This is a genomic window from Alistipes montrealensis (assembly GCF_018362775.1).
Taxonomy (GTDB): domain Bacteria; phylum Bacteroidota; class Bacteroidia; order Bacteroidales; family Rikenellaceae; genus Alistipes; species Alistipes montrealensis.
This window is the reverse complement of sequence record NZ_JAGYXY010000004.1, coordinates 1-17,797: the sequence shown is the minus strand read 5'-3', so window position 1 is coordinate 17,797 and position 17,797 is coordinate 1. Positions and strand designations below refer to the sequence as shown.

Here is a 17,797-nt window from a genome sequence, read left to right as displayed (position 1 = left end):
AATAAACGCAAAATCAGTGCCGATATTGTGTCTATGCCAACTCCAGGTTGCTCACGCGGTCGGTCGTCGCAAACCCGAAATCGGGGTAGACATAAAGCCCGAAACGCGGCTCAGTTTCACCGTGCGTATAGGCCCAGATCGAGGCGTAATCCTCCGGGTCCTCGCCCATGCGGTCCAACTGGCGCAGGTAGGCGGCCAGCGATTTGTTCTCGACGATGAATATCTCGCCCATACTGTCGATGATCGGGCTGTGGTGACGCGTCCGGTCGTGGTCGAAACGCAGCAGTCGCCTGCCCCCGGCCGTAATGCCCACCAGCCGGAACGACATGCTCTTGCCGATGGCCGGAAGGTTCAGCACGCTGCGGTCCGTGGCGAGGAACGGAAGGTGGTGCTTGCGCATGAAGCGGCGGATTTTCCCGGCCGTATCCTGTCCGTCGGCAAGCAGATCGTCGAGTTCAGCCGCCTGCTCCGGGGTAAGCCGCCCGTAAATTTTCTCCTCAACCTGCTCCTGCATCGAACGGCTGTTGGGGGTGAAGACGGCGTAATTCTCCTGAAAGCCCTTGACCGAAAAGGTATAATAACAAACAACGCCGAGCGAATTGAGCACCTGCCTCAGGCGCGTAGTGTGCCCGCGGCGCGACGCAGCCACGGTGTAAACCAACTGATTGGTGATAAGCCACCCCGCCGAAAGGATTTTCCGGATGGCCTCCTCCGCTTCGGGGGTCACCTCGAGCGGCGTCTGGAAATGGGTCTGGATGATAAACTGCTGCACCCCGACCGCCGAAGCCTTTTCGCGGAACTCGCGCAGGATTTCGACCAGTTCGTCGTTCACGCGCATCGGCAGGTAAGCCGGCAGGCGCGAACCGAGTCTCACGCGCTGCAACTCGGCATATTTCTCGCCGTCGGGACGTTCGGCGTTGGCCCGGCGCTTGCGGCAGGCCATGCGGTAAACCGCTTCGAGGATGTTGCGAAGCGTTTTGTTCTGGCTCATCAGGGCGTCGCCTCCCGTGATGAGGATGTCGCGCAGCTGGGTGTCCTCCTCGAAATAGTTCATCAGGCGGCGCAGTTTGTGGTCCCAACTCTCCTTCGGGCGCAGGGCCTCGAATTCGAAATTGAGGCGCTCGCTCTGGAAATCGTACATCCGCTGACACGAAGCGCACAGTCCGCCGCAGGCGCGGCCCATCGTGTCGGGAATCAGGATCGCCACCTCCGGATACCGGCGGTGGATATTGTGCCCGTCGGGCAGCAGCCACCCGGCGGCATTGGGTTTTCCGGCCTCGACGACATCCTCGCGTTCCCAGGCGCGGATCTGTCCGTAGGTCTCGACCAACTGCGGCGAATAGAGGATGTAACTGCGGATGGCGGCATCGTCGTAGCCGTCGCCCGTCACATCGAGCAGCGAAAGGTAGTAGGGTGTGGCAAAGAAGGGCATTCCCTTCTTGCGGGCTTTCGAGAGCAGGTACATCGTCTCCGACGAGAGCGAATTGCCCAGGAAGCGGTTCAGCTCCGAGGGGCTTTTCACGGCCATGGCCAGTTGGAAGCGAAAATCGCCCCACCAGTCGGCAACCTGCCGGTATTTCTCTTCGTAGGTCATGCCGCCGGCAAACAGGAAGCGCGACGGAGTTTTCGACTTGCGGTTCTCGATCTTCTGGATCAGCAGGTGGAGCATCCGCTCGCGGTTGTCGGCGCGGATAGCCTGCACCGCTTCGTCCTGTCCCGAGGGCCAGCGTTCGGTGCGGCTGCGCACGCGCTGCGGCGAAGGGAGCGGAATCCCGGGAGTTTCCAGCAGGCGGAAAAGGTGATACAGGTCGACGAACAGATCAGTGGGCATCTCGGGATCTTCGAGTTTCCCTGCAAGGAACTGCCACAACAGCGTAAGCGTTTGCACTTCCATCTGCCGGTCGGTGGATAATTCGTGGACCTCACGTCCATCGTAATCGATCAACAGTCGAATCTGCTCCGCCGCTTCGCCATCCGCCGCCCGATGTCCTTCAAGAAACTCCCGGAGCCGCGTGCGAAACTGCCCGCCGTCGCTGCTGGCGTCGGCGAGAGCCGCAAGGCCGGGAAGCTCCTGGCGATAGAGCTGTCCGAGCTGGGAAAGGGTCAGTGCAAGCATTTTCTTTTGTTTCATAAGCATAATCGTATAAGAGTTGTAACCATTCAAAACAGGCCGGCAAATTTCGGAACGCTCCGGCCCTCGAATTATATTCGGGGCGATAATATAGTAAAAATTTTTAAGATTTTCAAGGCCCGCCCTGCAAATTCCTCCGCTTTTAACCAAAATTCCGTAAAAATTTCACAAAACACCTCCGGAGCCTCTTTTTGCAGGTAAAATAAGGCGGTTTCGTTCTGCAACTTGCGAAAGTTTCGATTTTTTATTATTTTTGCTCCGATACCGATACATTATTCGCCCAACCCCAAACAACCGAAAAATGAAAAGACTGCTGTTGCTCGCACTCTTCGCCGCCACGGCGGCCTCGGCAAAAGCTCCCGCCGAACGCTGGCTCGACCCCGAATGCTTCGATGTCGGCCGCGCCCCGATGCGCACGAGTTTCATCGCCTTTCCCACGGCCGCCGATGCTATTCCCGAAAACGATTACACCCGTTCGCCTTTCTACCGCACGCTCAACGGCGAATGGACCTTCCTGCGCGTAGACCGCCCGGGAGCCGAACCCGAAGGATTCTTCCGCACCGGGCACGACGATTCGGCATGGGGCGTAATGCCCGTACCGGGGATTTGGGAAGTGAACGGCTACGGCGATCCGGTCTACACCAACAAACCCTATCCGTGGCACAAGTTCTTCGAAATGCGCGCCCCGCTGGTTCCCTACGAACAGAACTACACGGGACTCTACCGCCGCACGGTGGCTGTTCCCGCCGACTGGAAGGGCCGCGACGTATTCGTCCACATCGGCTCGGCCACTTCGAACGTAACACTCTGGGTCAACGGCCGCGAGGTGGGTTACAGCGAAGACAGCAAACTCGAAGCCGAATTCGACATCACCCGCTTCCTGACGCCGGGCAGCGACAACCTGATCGTGATGCGCGTCAACCGCTGGTGCGACGGCTCGTTCCTCGAAGACCAGGATTTCTGGCGTCTTTCGGGCATCGGCCGCGACTGCTACCTCTACGCCCGCGACAAACGCCGGCTGGCCGATGTACGGCTTACTCCCGACCTTAAGAACGACTACCGCGACGGCACGCTGCGCGCCGAAATCGCCACGACGCCGGGCGTCGGCAGTGTACGGCTGACGCTGCGCGACGATGCGGGCAAGGCGCTCGACACCCGCACGCTCAAACCCCGCCGGAACAGCGCCGAAACGCAGTTCGAAGTTGCCGCCCCGAAGCAATGGAGCGCCGAAGCGCCGAACCTCTACACGCTCACGGCCGAAGCCCTCGCCGCCGACGGCTCCGTGATCGAAGCCGCGGCTTTCCGCGTCGGATTCCGCAAAGTCGAAATCCGCGACGGACAACTGCTCGTCAACGGCAAACCGATCCTGATCAAAGGCGTCAACCGCCACGAAATGGAGCCCAACACGGGTTACTACACGACGCGCGAAGAGATGATCCGCGACATCCGCGAGATGAAACGCCTCAACATGAATGCCGTGCGCACGTGCCACTACCCCGACACACCGCTGTGGTACGACCTCTGCGACGAGTACGGACTCTACGTCGTGGACGAGGCCAACATCGAGTCGCACGGCTATTACTACCGCGACAAGGCAAAAAACCTCGCCGGAAATCCCGCCTTCGCCGCCGCACACCTCGACCGCAACCGGCGTATGGTGTTCCGCGATTTCAACCACCCGTCGATTATCGTCTGGAGCACGGGCAACGAGGCCGGAAACGGCCCCAACTTCGAACGCTGCTACGACTGGATCAAGGCTTTCGACCCGTCGCGCCCCGTGCAATACGAACAGGCCTCCTACCACAAGGACTACAACACCGACATCGTCTGCCCGATGTACTGGAGTTACGAGCAGTGTGAGAAATACCTCGCCGAGAATCCCCAGAAACCGCTGATTCAGTGCGAATACGCCCACGCCATGGGCAACTCGATGGGCGGATTCAAGGAGTACTGGGACATGACCCGCCGCGAACCCAAATACCAGGGCGGATTTATCTGGGACTTCGCCGACCAGGCCCTCGCCTGGCGCAGCCCCGAAGGCAAACTTACCTACCGTTACGGCGGCGACTACAATGCCGTCGACGCTTCGGACAGCACCTTCTGCTGCAACGGCGTGCTGGCCGCCGACCGTTCGTGGCATCCCCACGCCTACGAAGTGAAGCAGCAGCACCAGTCGATCCACACCACGCCCCGCGACCTGAAGAAGGGCATCGTAAACGTTTATAACGAAAACTTCTTTACGGACCTTTCGCCCTACCGCCTCCTTTGGGAGATCACATCGGACGGACGCCCCGTGCTGAGCGGCTACGTCGAGCACCTCGACGTAGCTCCGCAGGCTACCGCCTCCGTAACGCTGGGTTACAAACCCGAACAGGTCTACGCCCTGGGCGGCGAGCTGCTGCTCACGGTCCGCTACCAGCTTCGCGAACAGCAGGGCCTGCTCGACGCACTCTACGAAGTGGCTGCCGACCAGTTGACGCTGCGCGAGGACGACCCGGCGGCCCGCTTCGCCGCAACGCCTCCCGCCGGAACGCTCCGCGTCGCGGACAAAACCGTTTCGGGCGAAGGATTCTCAGTCTCGTTCGATCCGGCAAGCGGATTCATCAACTCCTACAAACTCCGCAACGTGGAACTGCTGGCAGGCCCTATCCGCCCCAACTTCTACCGCGCGGCCACGGATAACGACCTCGGCGTACGCCAGACCGGGAAATACCCCGACAGCCACATGTGGGCCAAAGCCGAGCCGGAACTCGTCAACTTCACCCTCACGCCCCGCGACAACGAAGTGAAGATCGTCGCCGACTACACGCTCCCGAACGTCGGTGCGAAACTGAATCTGACGTATTCGATCGCCGCCGACGGTTCGGTCCGCGTCAGTGAAACGATGACCGCCGATCCCGCCCGCAAGGATGTCGCCGACCTGATGCGCTTCGGCATGGCCTTCGAAACCCCGGGCATGTTCGACGCCGTGGAATACTACGGCCGCGGTCCGATGGAAAACTACGCCGACCGCGCCAGCGCAGCCTTCGTAGGACACTATGCACAGCGCGTTGCCGACCAGTTCCACATGAAATACGTCAGCCCGCAGGAGTCGGGAACACGCAGCGACCTGCGCTGGTGGCGACTGACCGACGCCTCGGGCCTCGGCGTCGAAATCTGCTCCGACGGCGACTTCTCGGCTTCGGCCATCCCCTACTCCATCCCGCAGCTCGACAACGGCTCGCCGGAGTATGTCCGCCATCCGAGCGACCTTGTCCCCGACGGCCGTACGCACGTCAACATCGAAAGCGTCCAGTCGGGCCTGGGATGCGTCAACAGTTGGGGCCGCCTTCCGCTCCCCCAATACCTGCTGCCCTACGGCGACTACGCCTTCAACTTCCTCCTGCGTCCCGTTGCCGGAGGACGATAGCCCGATAACCCCAATGCAAGAGCCGCAACCCGGAAAGGTTGCGGCTCTTGCGTTTACATATAACAAACAAGTCCCGGAGCATAAACTCCGGGACCTGCCAAATACACCGTTACGGCTTTTACCTTTTCGTTTGAAGATACGCTTCGTGGAGGCAGTAATATTTCATTTTAAACAACACGTAGACAGCGGAAAGCAATACGATGACAGCGCCGAAATAAACCCATCCGTTGACCGGCAGACAGATGGCCCCGAACGAGATTACAACCTGCAAAAGTGCATAGATCGCAGAAACTACCACATGCGGAATCTTCAGTTCATTGGCCATCAACTGGTATACATGTTTCCGGTGCGCTTCGAAGATATTTTCCCGCAGCAACAACCGGTGACAGATCGTCAGCACAGAATCCACCCCATAGACCACGAGGAAAACCAGATACCAGAGATTCCCGGTCCGAAGAATCAACGCGCCCAGCATAAACAGCAGGATAAAAGCTATGGAAACCGCCCCTACATCACCCGCAAAACACCGGGCCTTCGGACGGAAATTGAACCAGCAGAAAACCAATACGCTCAGAACCGCTACCCAAATCAACTGCGGATCGATAAACGCCTCCCGGGCATTGACGACAACCAACGGCAGCAATACCGAAAGCGAATACCCGCCCGTAATGCCGTTGATCCCATCCATGAAATTATAGGCGTTGATGATACCCGTGCAGACGATCCACGCCGAAAGAAGATACCACCACTGCCCAGCCGAAAAAAGACCCAGTTGATAGAACATCAGCAACATCGCTGCAAAATGCACCGCAATCCGGATTCTATTGGGAACCGAATGCACATCGTCGGCAAAACTGATCGCAGCTATCAGCGTGAGCCCCGCCAGGAACCACGGATACTGAAACCCGTAGAACGCCGCATAAAGCCACATCCCGAAAAGGAATATAACTCCGCCGCCGCGAAGCGTAATCCGGTTGTGCGAACTCCGCTCATTGGGCTTGTCGATAATATTGAAACGGTCGGCGATCCGAAAATAAAGCAGCTCGGCAAAAACGAGCAAAACTCCAACAATAAATAATTTCATTTCGCATGAAAACTTTTCAGGGTTTTCGCCAGTCCCTCTTCCGCACGCGGAGCGCATTCCGGCTGAGTTCGAATCGTACCAAGAGGCATATTACATATAGGATACGATCTTATCCAGAATTTCATCCTTTGAAAAATTCTTTTTATAATAAGTGAATCCCCGTTTTCCCATATCGGCCAACTCCTGTTTATCCATTTCATAAAGACGGCGTACGTTTCTCGACAAGGTTTCCGCATCGCCGGCATCTGCCGTAAGGCCGCATCCGGCCGCATGAATAACATCGTTGCCAACACCGTCGATCATCGAAAGGACCGGCTTACCGGAAGCCATGTACGCCTGCAATTTAGAAGGAATCGTAAGTGAAAAGATATATTCATTACGAAGGGTAACCAACATAGCATCCGCATGGATGAAGAAGGCAGGCATTTCCGTCACCGGATACCGGCCCAAGAATAAGACCGTACGATCCAGCCCCTCATTTTGCACGATCCGTTCAGCCTCAGCGCGCTTACGGCCATCTCCGACAATTACCCATTTGATCTCAGGAATATCCTTTGTCAAAGAAGCGGCCCGGAGGATCGAATCGAAGTCCTGTGCAGCGCCCACATTCCCGGCAAACATCACCCGAAAACCGTCGGGCATTAAATGTTGGTACTTACAGCTGTCGATATTTCCCCGAGCACAAAACAAATCCTCCGCCCAATTCGGTGTATAGACTATCTTATCCTCAAAAGGACCTTTTGCGCAGATGGAACGATGAAATGCTTCCGACTGGACAAAGAGCGTGTCGCACTTCGCATAAATCCGCCTTACCATGCTTTCGAGGTATCTGTGCACGAACCGATTGTTTACGTCTCCAGCGGCAGAAACACTTTCCGGCCATAGATCCTGCACCCAAAGGCCGACCTTGCATTTATACTTTTTCTTCAGCATAAGGGCCGGATATGCCTGCGTTATCGGAGACAACTGAAAGCACAGCACATAATCATATTCTATTTTATGAAACAATGCATAAAGGCTTCCGAAAAAAGCAAATGACAGATAATTGGCAGCCAGGCGGATAGCCGTGCCCTGTCCCCGGCGGACCACCGGAATCCTAATAATCTCGGCTCCTTTGTAATTCTCTTTCTTAATTCCCCAGAAACCGTACCCTTCGAAATACGCTCCCTTCGGATAGTTCGGTTTCCCGGTAAGCACTGTAACGGAATGTCCGCGTTCGACCAAACTGGCTGCGAGATCATTTACTTTAAACTCTTCCGGATAGAAATATTGACTTACCAACAGGATTCTCATAGCCGGTAATTCGAATCATACAAGTAACCATGACTGTCCATCCACTCCTTCTGCTCCTCCAGCATCCGACGATACCCCGGAATTGTATAGTCCAACCGGGTAGAACGGGCAATACTTTTATCCACGCCATTGGCATCCACCGGAAGGATCTCGATATCTCGCTGCCAAATTTCCCGAAACAGACAAAGCAGGTCGTATTTACTGATACCTTCCCCGTTACTCAACTGAATCAAACCCGTGCACTCGGTCTGGATGGCATAATCAATCGCCTTGGCCAATTCCAATGTGGTAACACCGCCCCAGATTGCCGTTTTAAACCCATTTACAGAGCCTGTTTGATGCATAAACCAATGGAAAAGCCCCTCACCATTTACCTTCAGTTCCGGCCCGATGATCGACGTACGGAGCGTCAAGTCCTTGTCGTTAATAACCTCACCCATCGCTTTGCTGCGCCCATAAGTATCGTCAGCATCGCGGAAATCCGTCTCCGAATAATTCCCTTTTCGACCTGAGAACACGCAGTCCGTACTGATATGGACGAGTTTTGCCCCAACTTCATCTGCCAGAGCTTTCAACTGATGCGGGAAATAGGCATTGATATAAATCGCATTGTCAGGATGTTCCTTGGACCCCCGAATCAATACGCCCACACAATTCAGGATAATATCGGGCCGAACAGTATGAACCACATCCGCAACAGCCCTCCGATCCGTCACATCGACTACGATGCTGGCGTCCGTCAACGGAGTCCGGAAAACAACATTTGTCAACTCGTAATGTCCCGTCCCTTGCAAATAATAATAAGCCATATGCCCGGCCATGCCTGTTGCACCGAAGAGCAAAATTTTCTTTTTATTCATAGGTCATTCGCTCTCGTTATGCCAAACCGTACGATTCACATAATCCGTATAGGAAAGGATGATGCGCACGACTTTTTTCGACACATTGTCCGCCGCATAATCAGGAATGGAATGGATAGCATCTGTCCCCTCCGCATGTTGAGAGGTTACAACATCAATGGAGTCCAGAATACGCTTGCTGTTCAGGCCTGTCATAATCAGCGTACCCTCATCCATTCCTTCCGGACGCTCATGGGCTTGACGGATCGTGATTGCGGGAAAATGCAGAATAGAAGACTCTTCGGTAATCGTTCCGCTATCCGAGATCACGCAGAAAGCGTTCATCTGGAGTTTTATATACTCCATAAATCCGAATGGCTTCATAAATTCGATCATCGGATTAGTGTTTGTAAAACCGATCTCTTCCAATTTCTTGCGGGTACGCGGATGGGTCGAAACAATAACTTTCTTTCCGTATTTGGCTGTAATTGCATTTAAAGACGCCAAAAGGTCCGTAAAATTCTTCTCCGAATCCACATTCTCCTCACGGTGTGTACTCACGATAAAGTATTCACCTTTCTTCAGTCCTTCTTTCTCCAGGACATCGTTCTTCTCCACTTCAGGAAGGTGATATTTCAGCACTTCGGTCATGGGTGATCCCGTCTTAATCACAGTCTCGGGACGAAGCCCTTCCGCAAGCAGATAACGACGGGCATGCTCGGACAACGGCATGTTGATATCACTTAGATGATCGACGATCTTACGGTTGATCTCTTCGGGGACACGCTGATCGAAGCAACGGTTGCCGGCCTCCATGTGGAAGATCGGAATTTTCTTTCGTTTGGCTGAAATCACCGAAATACAACTGTTGGTATCCCCATAAAGCAGAAGCGCATCGGGACGAATCCGCTCCATCAGTTCGTCTGACTTCAGAATAACGTTGGCAATCGTCTCCGCAGCATTCCTGCCGGCCGCATCCAGGAAATAATCCGGTCTGCGAATATGTAATTCGTTGAAGAATATCTCATTCAGTTCATAATCGAAATTCTGTCCCGTATGAACTATAACGTGATCGGTATACTTATCCAGTTCAGCCATCACACGACTCAATTTAATAATTTCGGGTCGCGTTCCGACGATGGTCATTACTTTCAACATGGCAATATTTTTCTCAGATAGTTTATTAAACAGGTCCGCCTATCGGGGGTATCATTCACTTCTTATTTCGCGGGATTTAGCTTTCGGCTCCAGTCCCAGATCCTCACGGATAAAGCGGAGTTTGAGCAGGAGTTCCTTCATCCCAGCCACGTCCAGACGGCGCGTGTTGTGGCTGTGGTAATCCTCGATCTTCGATACCTCCTCGTTGCCTTTCGTGAAAAACTTGTCGTAATTCAGATCGCGCGTATCGCAGGGAATACGATAATATCCACCCATATCTTCGGCGCGCACCATCTCTTCTCGGGTTACCAGCGTCTCATAAAGCTTCTCGCCGTGACGCGTACCGATAACCCGGACCTCAGTCTGCAGGTATTTCGGGGAAATCTTTGCATAAGTCTCTTTAAGCGCCTGAGCAAGTGTCGCAAGCGTGGCTGCCGGAGCCTTTTGTACGAAAAGATCGCCATTGCGACCATGCGTAAAGGCATAAATCACAAGGTCCACGGCATCGTCAAGCGTCATCATAAAGCGTGTCATATCCGGGTCGGTAATGGTAATAGGCCGGCCGGCCTCCATCTGCTCCACCCAGAGAGGAATCACCGAACCGCGGCTGGCCATAACATTGCCATAGCGCGTACAACAGATCGTGGTTCCGGCATCTTCTCCAAGTTCGCGGCCTTTGGCTACGGCCACTTTTTCCATAAGGGCCTTACTCATACCCATTGCATTGATCGGATACGCCGCTTTGTCCGTAGAAAGGACAACAACATTTTTCACACCGTGTTCAATAGCTGAAAGCAACACGTTTTCCGTTCCGGCAATATTCGTATGTACAGCCTCCATGGGAAAGAATTCACAACTCGGGACCTGTTTCAGTGCCGCTGCACTAAATACATAATCAACCCCACGCATGGCGACATCCACCGACTGCCGGTTACGGACATTTCCTATGTAAAATTTCACCTTCGGATTTTGCAGGGCATGGCGCATGTCGTCCTGTTTCTTTTCGTCCCGGGAAAAAATGCGGATTTCCCGCACATCTGAATCCAGAAACCGCCGAAGAACGGCATTCCCGAACGAACCCGTTCCTCCTGTAATCAACAGGACTTTGTCTTTGAATACGGACATAGTATTTTATGATTTGAATTATGTTGGTACAACAATGCTTGCCGCCCCGGAATGTTCCGCACGTTCAGGCCAGGCGACCGATTAGTGCGAAAAATTCCAGCCACGAATTACTGTCGGCAGATTTCAGAGGCGGGTACTTTTGCCTTTCGCGGCAGACGTTCAAAATAGATTGCGCCCATTGCTGGCAATCACGCACAGGAATGAATTCCGTCCCGGTATACTCCCCCATCACCTCATGGGCATAATCGAGGTCCGAAGCCAAAACGGGCAGACCGAAAGCCGCCGCTTCTAAAAGAGGAAGTCCCAGGGTTTCAATAGTGCTCGGAAAGAGCAGGCCACATGCCGATTTATACATAGCAAGCAATTGGGCATGCGGAACGCAGCCTTCAAACACGACATGCTGTTCCAAGCCGGCCCGCTGGATTTCGGCCTCCAGTTCAGGCGCCTCGCCCGGCGCGAGTGTAAAGTGCAGCCGGATTTTTCGAAACTCCCCGAGGTCGGTTTCGCGAAGTACTTTCAGCGCTCCGACAAGTGTCCTGTGTTCCTTGTAGGATACTCCCGTCGCCGGGTAAAGGAAATGTTGCAGACCCGGCTCGAAAGGATAGCCGTCTATCCGTGCCACATCAACCGCTTCTACCTCGGGAAACAAGACGTGGACCCGATCTTCCGACACACCGAAATAGCTGATAAAGTTTCGTTTAATAAAAGGTATCTGTACGACGACATGCGTCCGGGGCGTAAGTGAGGCCTTCACAAAAAACGGATAGACCCGACTGTAAAAAAAGAGTGTCCGCTCCGCTTTTTTCAACGGATTCCAGCGGTGCGGATAGAACGGAATCGACTGATGATAGTAAATGACCTGTGGAATACGCTCCGGATATCGGACGCCGGTATTCTGCAAGGATACGATCAAGTCGGGGCGGATAGACCGACGTTTCAATGCGGCTGCAAATCCGAACCAATCGAAACGTACTCTTCTGACATTACCCCTTATGTCGATATGAATATACTCCACCCCGTCGATAGCCGGCTGAGGCATTTCCGGGTCGACAAACACGAAATAACGATTATCACCGATATGCTTCCGCAACCGCTCGATAAATTGCCGGTATATAGTCAATGCGCCGCTCGAGCGCAGAGCGGCAGCCGAAACAACGATATTTTTCATCGTATCAGATGGAAACGGAGCGTCGGTTCACCCTCAAGATTACCGAACATATCAGGTAAGCCCAAATTAGATTCCGGTAGAATCCGAAAAACGATCCCCGGCAAAAGAAAACTACGGATGTAAAAAGGATAATATAAAGGCAGGCATACTTTATATTCCCCGGGCTGTTCTGCTCCAAAAAACGAATCCCGTATCCTAAAAGCCCGAACAAAACGATCACACCGATCACACCAAAAGCCATATATACGTCAACAACGCAATTACTTCCGAGTTCGTAATCCAAATCACTATGTCCGAGATCGGTTCTGGTATAATCAGTCAGCATTTCCTGGGATGTAAATTTCACAGCAGGCTCCCCCAAAAAGGACCTTGAAACGAAATCGGGTAAAAATGGGACTGGGGCGAACAGCGTAGGTATATAATGATACCCATAGGTATAACCCCGATTGTCATCATCGACATACTGCATGCCGACATAGAGGTTTCTATTGTTCACCATCAGATCGGTAAACATATTCCAATATCCGCTTACCCTGCTATCCTGGTAATCCCTGTTTTTAAGCAATCCGGAGGAAGCGTACGTTTCGCCGCTTGCATTTCTGATTTGGGAAACATAGTACATGGAAATCACTCCGATCAACAGCAATGGCAACAAAGTCTTCAACCTTATCGGTCGAACGAAATTCGAGAAAACGAAAGCGACCAATAAAAACAATGTCAACGCATATTCGCGGCTTCCTAACATTAAGGTTATAGCAACATATAATCCGATAATCGAGAGAATAAGCCAGTTAATCTTTAAAAACAGAAACGGACGATCATATATCTTTCTCCTATTCCGATATGAATTAATCATCAGAAGGACACATGACAACATACTAAGCAAAGAACCTCCTTGAAACGGGACTCTGGCATCTCCGTAGATCACGGCTCCAATCTGCGGATAAATTATATAAACATTATAAAGGAAAACCAAACAGGCCAGTGCAAGGAAAAAATTATACGCATTGATGTTAATCGAATATTCCCTCCCATGAATTATTTTACGGTCCCGGGAAAAGCCCTCCGCAAATGCAGCGAACGCCACTACACATAAGACTGTACCTCGGTTAATATATTCCGGAGAAAACGAGTATCTGAATTGCAGGATAAACGTAGGGTCCGTGGGATATATGAATACCGGATAGGCAAAATTCACAAAAAAAAGCGTTGCAAAGAACAGAGTGGCGTAGCTGAATATCTTATAGTTTCGGGTTTTGACTATGATTTTCAAAAAAATGAAACAAAATATTGCCAACATACAGACGCAGAAACTCCATGAATATTCAGCCGGAGCGAATAAATATGACAACAGAATTACTGTATACAAAATGCCCTTCATGCAATTTTTAGTTCTTGACGATTGAATTTTCCATGGAAGATTTCATATTTTCCGAATCATATACCAATAAGACACAAAGAATTACTATCAACACAAGTCATTATGAAAGGATTAGGTCACAAGTAGTAGAAGGTAGCGCATCATTATAAGTCATAGCTACATCCTCGAAAGAAATGATCTTCGATTTAGTTCGCTCAACAAACCTGATAAGAGAATCGATATCTTTCCTATCAATACGCCCCTTTTTATCGGATTTCAAAGGAAAGAACAGAGAATATTTTTTCAGTATCCGAACATTAATATCCTCTTCTGCGTAATATATTAGGATAATCGGCTTCCCATACGACATATAAGTGAATATCTTGCTAGACATTTGTATCCCAGAAAATTCTGCAACACATAAAAAGAAGTCCGCTTTGCTCATTTCAAAAAGCGCTGTTTCCATCGCCACACAGCCATGATTGAAGACTTGTAAAGGAAACGCAGCAACAAATTCAGTTATAGGCGACAGTGCATTTCCCATAACAAAAAAGTCTACTTTATAATCATACTTTTCCAGAATTTCCGTTAAAGCGGATATCAATCCGCCCGCCTCTACATAGCCTTTCAGAAAAGATCCCGTATATAAGAAAGATACGCCCTGTTTTTTCGTATTTTCATATTGGGGCGGAATAAGAAGAGGATGTTCGATAAAATGAGTTTTATCTAAAACAGAATCGTGATTTTTCGTAAAATATGATTTCTGAGTATGCATTACGAGTATTTTTTCACATACTCCGAATATAGTATCCAGCAGTTTTACATGCCTCTTCTTTTTCAACAACCGATTAATCCCGACCCTGTGCAAAGAGGGGTTCTCAACGAAATTGTCAAATATCACAGGAATAATTTTTGCCTGCCGAAAGGCATTATGGTATTCATATCCTGCAACTAATGATTCTACTGGAAATACGAAAGGTAAAATCAAATCGATCGATTCGCGTTCTCCTATACTAATAAGGGCTTTATAATAAGCTGATACGAATTTACGCCTAACACTGACAGGAGAAATCAAAATATTGACAAATCTCAGCAATTTAAGACAGACCCTACCTAATTTATAAATATATCGAAATGAGGATAGGTCTTGTTTCATCTTTTCATCGAGGCGTATCTGGTAATCGATAATTCGTGAACTTATATATTTTAGATCCACTCCATCTATCCGAAAATCAGTATCCATCATTGTCTTTTTATTGGCAACAACGGTAACTTTATGCTTTGATTTCAGTATATCAACGATATTCCTGGCGCAGATACCAACTGCAGAATAGTTCGGATAATAACTACCTACGAGCACGACGATATTCATTGCTTCAACAGGGCTAAAATAGATTTGTTTTTACGGCGGTCCGCGACGATCCACAGACAATAAATTCCGGCCGTGAATGCTGCGCTCCAGGTCAGCGAACAGTAGGAACTACTGAGCAGAAACAGCAGCATAAACACGAGTTCGAAGACAATCCGTCCGTCAGGCGGCATCGAAACAGCCCGGCATAAGGTGAATTCCGACATGTAACAGCGGTAAAGCATCGCCAGAAAAGTACAAAATGCAATCACCCACATATCCTGATTCAAACTGAAACCCACCAGTGCCATTACCACGAAAAGCGCGACACACGATATATTGGCCCAGAGCATGCCTGTCTCCTTGCGAAGCACCTTATAGAAAGTGTTGTCCAACAGGCTGATCTTGCACTGAAGGAATACGATTAGGAACAGAATGTTCAGATAGGGCAACACGGAAGCATACTTCGGATAGAAATAAGCAATAAACAGATATGCCGGGAAATAACACAATATCGAACTCAAGCCGAATAGGCGTGTAAAACTGTTCACCTTATCGAATATCTCTGCATAACGTTCCGCCGGGATTCGTTTTATCGTAGGATAAAGCACGAGACTGAAAGCCGTCACGGCGGTCAGCACCAAGCCCGTAATGGATATACCGAACGAATAGATGGCAAAATCCCGGATATTGCCGAAAATCTGGACGATAAATTTCCCCGCACCTATAAGAAGCATGGACATCAGGTTAGCCACCATCAGTTTGATGCCTACCTGCATATTCTGTCCCATAAATTTCAAAGACTCCCTAAATGCGGTTACGGGGCCAAAAAGCAACTCCTTCGTCTTCCACACAATCACGGCAAGGACAATCAATTTGGAGACAAAATCGGCAACGACGATAATCCGGAAATTATTTTCGTTAATCAGGACCATCAATCCGATAGCAAAGAGCACCAGAACTTTATCTACAACTGAAAAAAAACTGTATTTTTTAAACTGGTTAGTGATCTGAAAAATATAGATATATACACCCATCACCCCCAATACAAAGATATTCAATGCGGCGAAAACCAGTGCAAAACGCACTTCGGATGAAAATCCGGACAAATTGATTCCGCCGATAGCGACCGCCACAAAGAGCAAAAGCATCCCGGAGAAAAGCCTTGTCGCCGAACGTATCTGTTTTATAGGTAGCCGATCGATGTCGTACTCGCCATACTTCAGATAAATGCCGTCATTATATCCCAAACAAAACAAACCGACATAACAAGTGTAAAACCAATACACTTCCCAATAACCGAAAGCCTCCACAGAAAAGAATTTCGGCAAAATCAGAGCCCGTGCAACGCTGATAAACAGGATTAGGAATTGCGCCCCAAATACGAACGAAAGATTCTTCAGAAACGGCCTTATCATAATCTCTACTTCCAGCCTGCTATAAAATCATGGTGAGGAACCCGCTTTTCCTCGGGAGGCAATTGCATATAGTCTCCATAGGCATTACGCAGATATTCATCGTAATCCTTCAATCCGTTGAAATAGCGGTCTTCAAAGGACATATCCTCGATATCGAGAAAGACATCTTTCCGAAAACGGCGACGTACACATACCCCTTGGACATTCTCGAAGACAAACCGGGTCGACGCATTGTTGTATTTTCGGGCATACCGGTCAAGGAAACGGGCGAAACGGCTCGGGGAAACAGGTAGCAATACCCCTTTCACAATCACCAACAGCATATTCTTCCAAAGACTCCGGGATTTATTCAGCCGGATGAATTTCATTTGGAACAACCGCTGAAAAAACAAGCGTTTCCGATTATAAGCCACCCATTCGCTTTCGTTGTCGGGAACATTGTCAATGGGATAAACATCTATCCCTACACCTATCACATACTTATAAGCAGCGTTCTCCCGAAACACAGTTCGGTTGTCGTAAGCCTTTGCATAGGGACGCTCCCAAGAAGCATCCCGCTCCAAAGAAACAAGTTTGTATTTTCCATCGTAAAGCGAAGGGAACGATTTCATCAGCCGTTCATAATCCTCACGCAACAAATAGATATCAATATCGTCGTCCCAGGGAATATAACCTTTGTGACGGACTGCGCCCAACAGTGTTCCGCAACCCATCGTATATTTTATACCCTGTTTTTCGCAAAATCCGTGTATCGCTTCCAACACATCGGTCTGCAACATCTTTAACTCGTCCGTATCTATTTTTTTCATCGATCTTCTCCCTCTGAAAGGTAATTATCCGTTCGATTTACCCTCACCTATGAATCCACGCAGGATTGTCGATGAAACGCCATCCGTCCTGGGGAGAACTACAACAGCCTTATGATGATCCAAACACCATTGAGTCGCTTTTTGAAACCCCTGATGCGTCTGGTCAGGACCTTTTACAAAAACGTCGAAATCAATCGCGGTGATAATGGAATCCACGTCCTGATAGCTGACGACCCGGTCTACATACCGAACAGAATCGACCATAAACATCCGCTCTTCCGTCGAATTGATAATTTTTGTCCCGGGTTTGTATTTCAGTATAAAATCCGAATCCTGAACTGCGACAATCAACTCATCGCCCAACTGCTTTGCACGTTTAAATAACAGGACATGACCCGCATGCAATAAGTCATACACCCCGACTGTAAAGATTTTTTTCATATTTTTTTGTCGTACTGCTCAAACCTGGAGTTTTTGGAAATGAACTCGGGCACTGTCTGTTTCATCAGCCTCACCATCTGCGGGATGTCGACCGAGCGGGAGAGCGTCTCCAGTTCTTCGGCGACGCGGCACGCTTCCTCATAGTCATATTCCCGCACCTTGGCGATACGTATCCTGTCGTGCGACGTGGGCAGCGTGTTCTCCTTGTTCGACA

At 50.5% G+C, this 17,797-nt stretch carries 13 protein-coding genes and 1 pseudogene; 1 reads left to right on the top strand and 13 read right to left on the bottom strand.

Annotated elements, in window-relative coordinates:
- Window positions 1-31: 31 nt before the first annotated feature.
- Window positions 32-2,131 (bottom strand): KamA family radical SAM protein, encoded by a 2,100-nt coding sequence (locus KG007_RS09085; RefSeq protein WP_213348366.1) that lies wholly within the window; start codon window positions 2,129-2,131, stop codon window positions 32-34.
- A gap of 301 nt (window positions 2,132-2,432) precedes the next feature.
- Between KG007_RS09085 and KG007_RS09080 the strand changes: the two genes are divergently transcribed.
- Window positions 2,433-5,540 (top strand): glycoside hydrolase family 2 TIM barrel-domain containing protein, encoded by a 3,108-nt coding sequence (locus KG007_RS09080; protein WP_213348365.1) that lies wholly within the window; start codon window positions 2,433-2,435, stop codon window positions 5,538-5,540.
- A gap of 118 nt (window positions 5,541-5,658) precedes the next feature.
- On the opposite strand, the gene KG007_RS09075 is transcribed toward KG007_RS09080, so the two are convergent.
- The 12 genes and pseudogenes from KG007_RS09075 to KG007_RS09020 all read right to left on the bottom strand — a co-directional run.
- Window positions 5,659-6,624: an MraY family glycosyltransferase gene (locus tag KG007_RS09075; protein WP_213348363.1), complete on the bottom strand. Its 966-nt coding sequence runs from the start codon at window positions 6,622-6,624 to the stop codon at window positions 5,659-5,661.
- A 90-nt stretch (window positions 6,625-6,714) separates the two neighbouring features.
- Complete coding sequence (locus tag KG007_RS09070) at window positions 6,715-7,917, bottom strand: glycosyltransferase family 4 protein (protein ID WP_213348360.1); 1,203 nt, start codon at window positions 7,915-7,917, stop codon at window positions 6,715-6,717.
- Window positions 7,914-8,777 (bottom strand): dTDP-4-dehydrorhamnose reductase family protein, encoded by an 864-nt coding sequence (locus tag KG007_RS09065; protein WP_213348358.1) that lies wholly within the window; start codon window positions 8,775-8,777, stop codon window positions 7,914-7,916. The genes KG007_RS09070 and KG007_RS09065 overlap by 4 nt, the downstream gene beginning before the upstream one ends.
- 3 nt (window positions 8,778-8,780) lie before the next feature.
- On the bottom strand, window positions 8,781-9,914 hold the full coding sequence (wecB, locus tag KG007_RS09060; protein ID WP_213348356.1) for a non-hydrolyzing UDP-N-acetylglucosamine 2-epimerase: 1,134 nt from the start codon (window positions 9,912-9,914) through the stop codon (window positions 8,781-8,783).
- A gap of 51 nt (window positions 9,915-9,965) precedes the next feature.
- A complete protein-coding gene (locus KG007_RS09055) occupies window positions 9,966-11,039 on the bottom strand; it encodes a polysaccharide biosynthesis protein (RefSeq protein WP_213348354.1) in 1,074 nt (357 codons plus the stop codon).
- A 64-nt stretch (window positions 11,040-11,103) separates the two neighbouring features.
- Window positions 11,104-12,207 carry a glycosyltransferase gene (locus KG007_RS09050; RefSeq protein ID WP_213348353.1) on the bottom strand — a complete coding sequence of 368 codons (1,104 nt, stop codon included), beginning with the start codon at window positions 12,205-12,207 and terminating at the stop codon, window positions 11,104-11,106.
- 4 nt (window positions 12,208-12,211) lie between these two features.
- Window positions 12,212-13,588, bottom strand: a complete 1,377-nt coding sequence (gene wzy, locus KG007_RS14105; RefSeq protein WP_213348351.1) for an O-antigen polysaccharide polymerase Wzy — start codon at window positions 13,586-13,588, stop codon at window positions 12,212-12,214.
- Between the two features lie 100 nt (window positions 13,589-13,688).
- Window positions 13,689-14,939: a glycosyltransferase family protein gene (locus tag KG007_RS09040; protein ID WP_213348349.1), complete on the bottom strand. Its 1,251-nt coding sequence runs from the start codon at window positions 14,937-14,939 to the stop codon at window positions 13,689-13,691.
- Complete coding sequence (locus KG007_RS09035) at window positions 14,936-16,228, bottom strand: lipopolysaccharide biosynthesis protein (protein WP_213348347.1); 1,293 nt, start codon at window positions 16,226-16,228, stop codon at window positions 14,936-14,938. Before KG007_RS09035 ends, KG007_RS09040 begins: the two co-directional genes overlap by 4 nt.
- Before the next feature lie 110 nt (window positions 16,229-16,338).
- Window positions 16,339-17,142, bottom strand: a complete 804-nt coding sequence (locus tag KG007_RS09030; protein ID WP_213348345.1) for a LicD family protein — start codon at window positions 17,140-17,142, stop codon at window positions 16,339-16,341.
- Window positions 17,143-17,166: 24 nt separating this feature from the next.
- Window positions 17,167-17,583, bottom strand: a complete 417-nt coding sequence (locus KG007_RS09025; protein ID WP_213348343.1) for an adenylyltransferase/cytidyltransferase family protein — start codon at window positions 17,581-17,583, stop codon at window positions 17,167-17,169.
- Window positions 17,580-17,797, bottom strand: a pseudogene (locus KG007_RS09020) (polysaccharide biosynthesis protein); the annotation flags it as partial. The pseudogene KG007_RS09020 and the gene KG007_RS09025, both read right to left, overlap by 4 nt.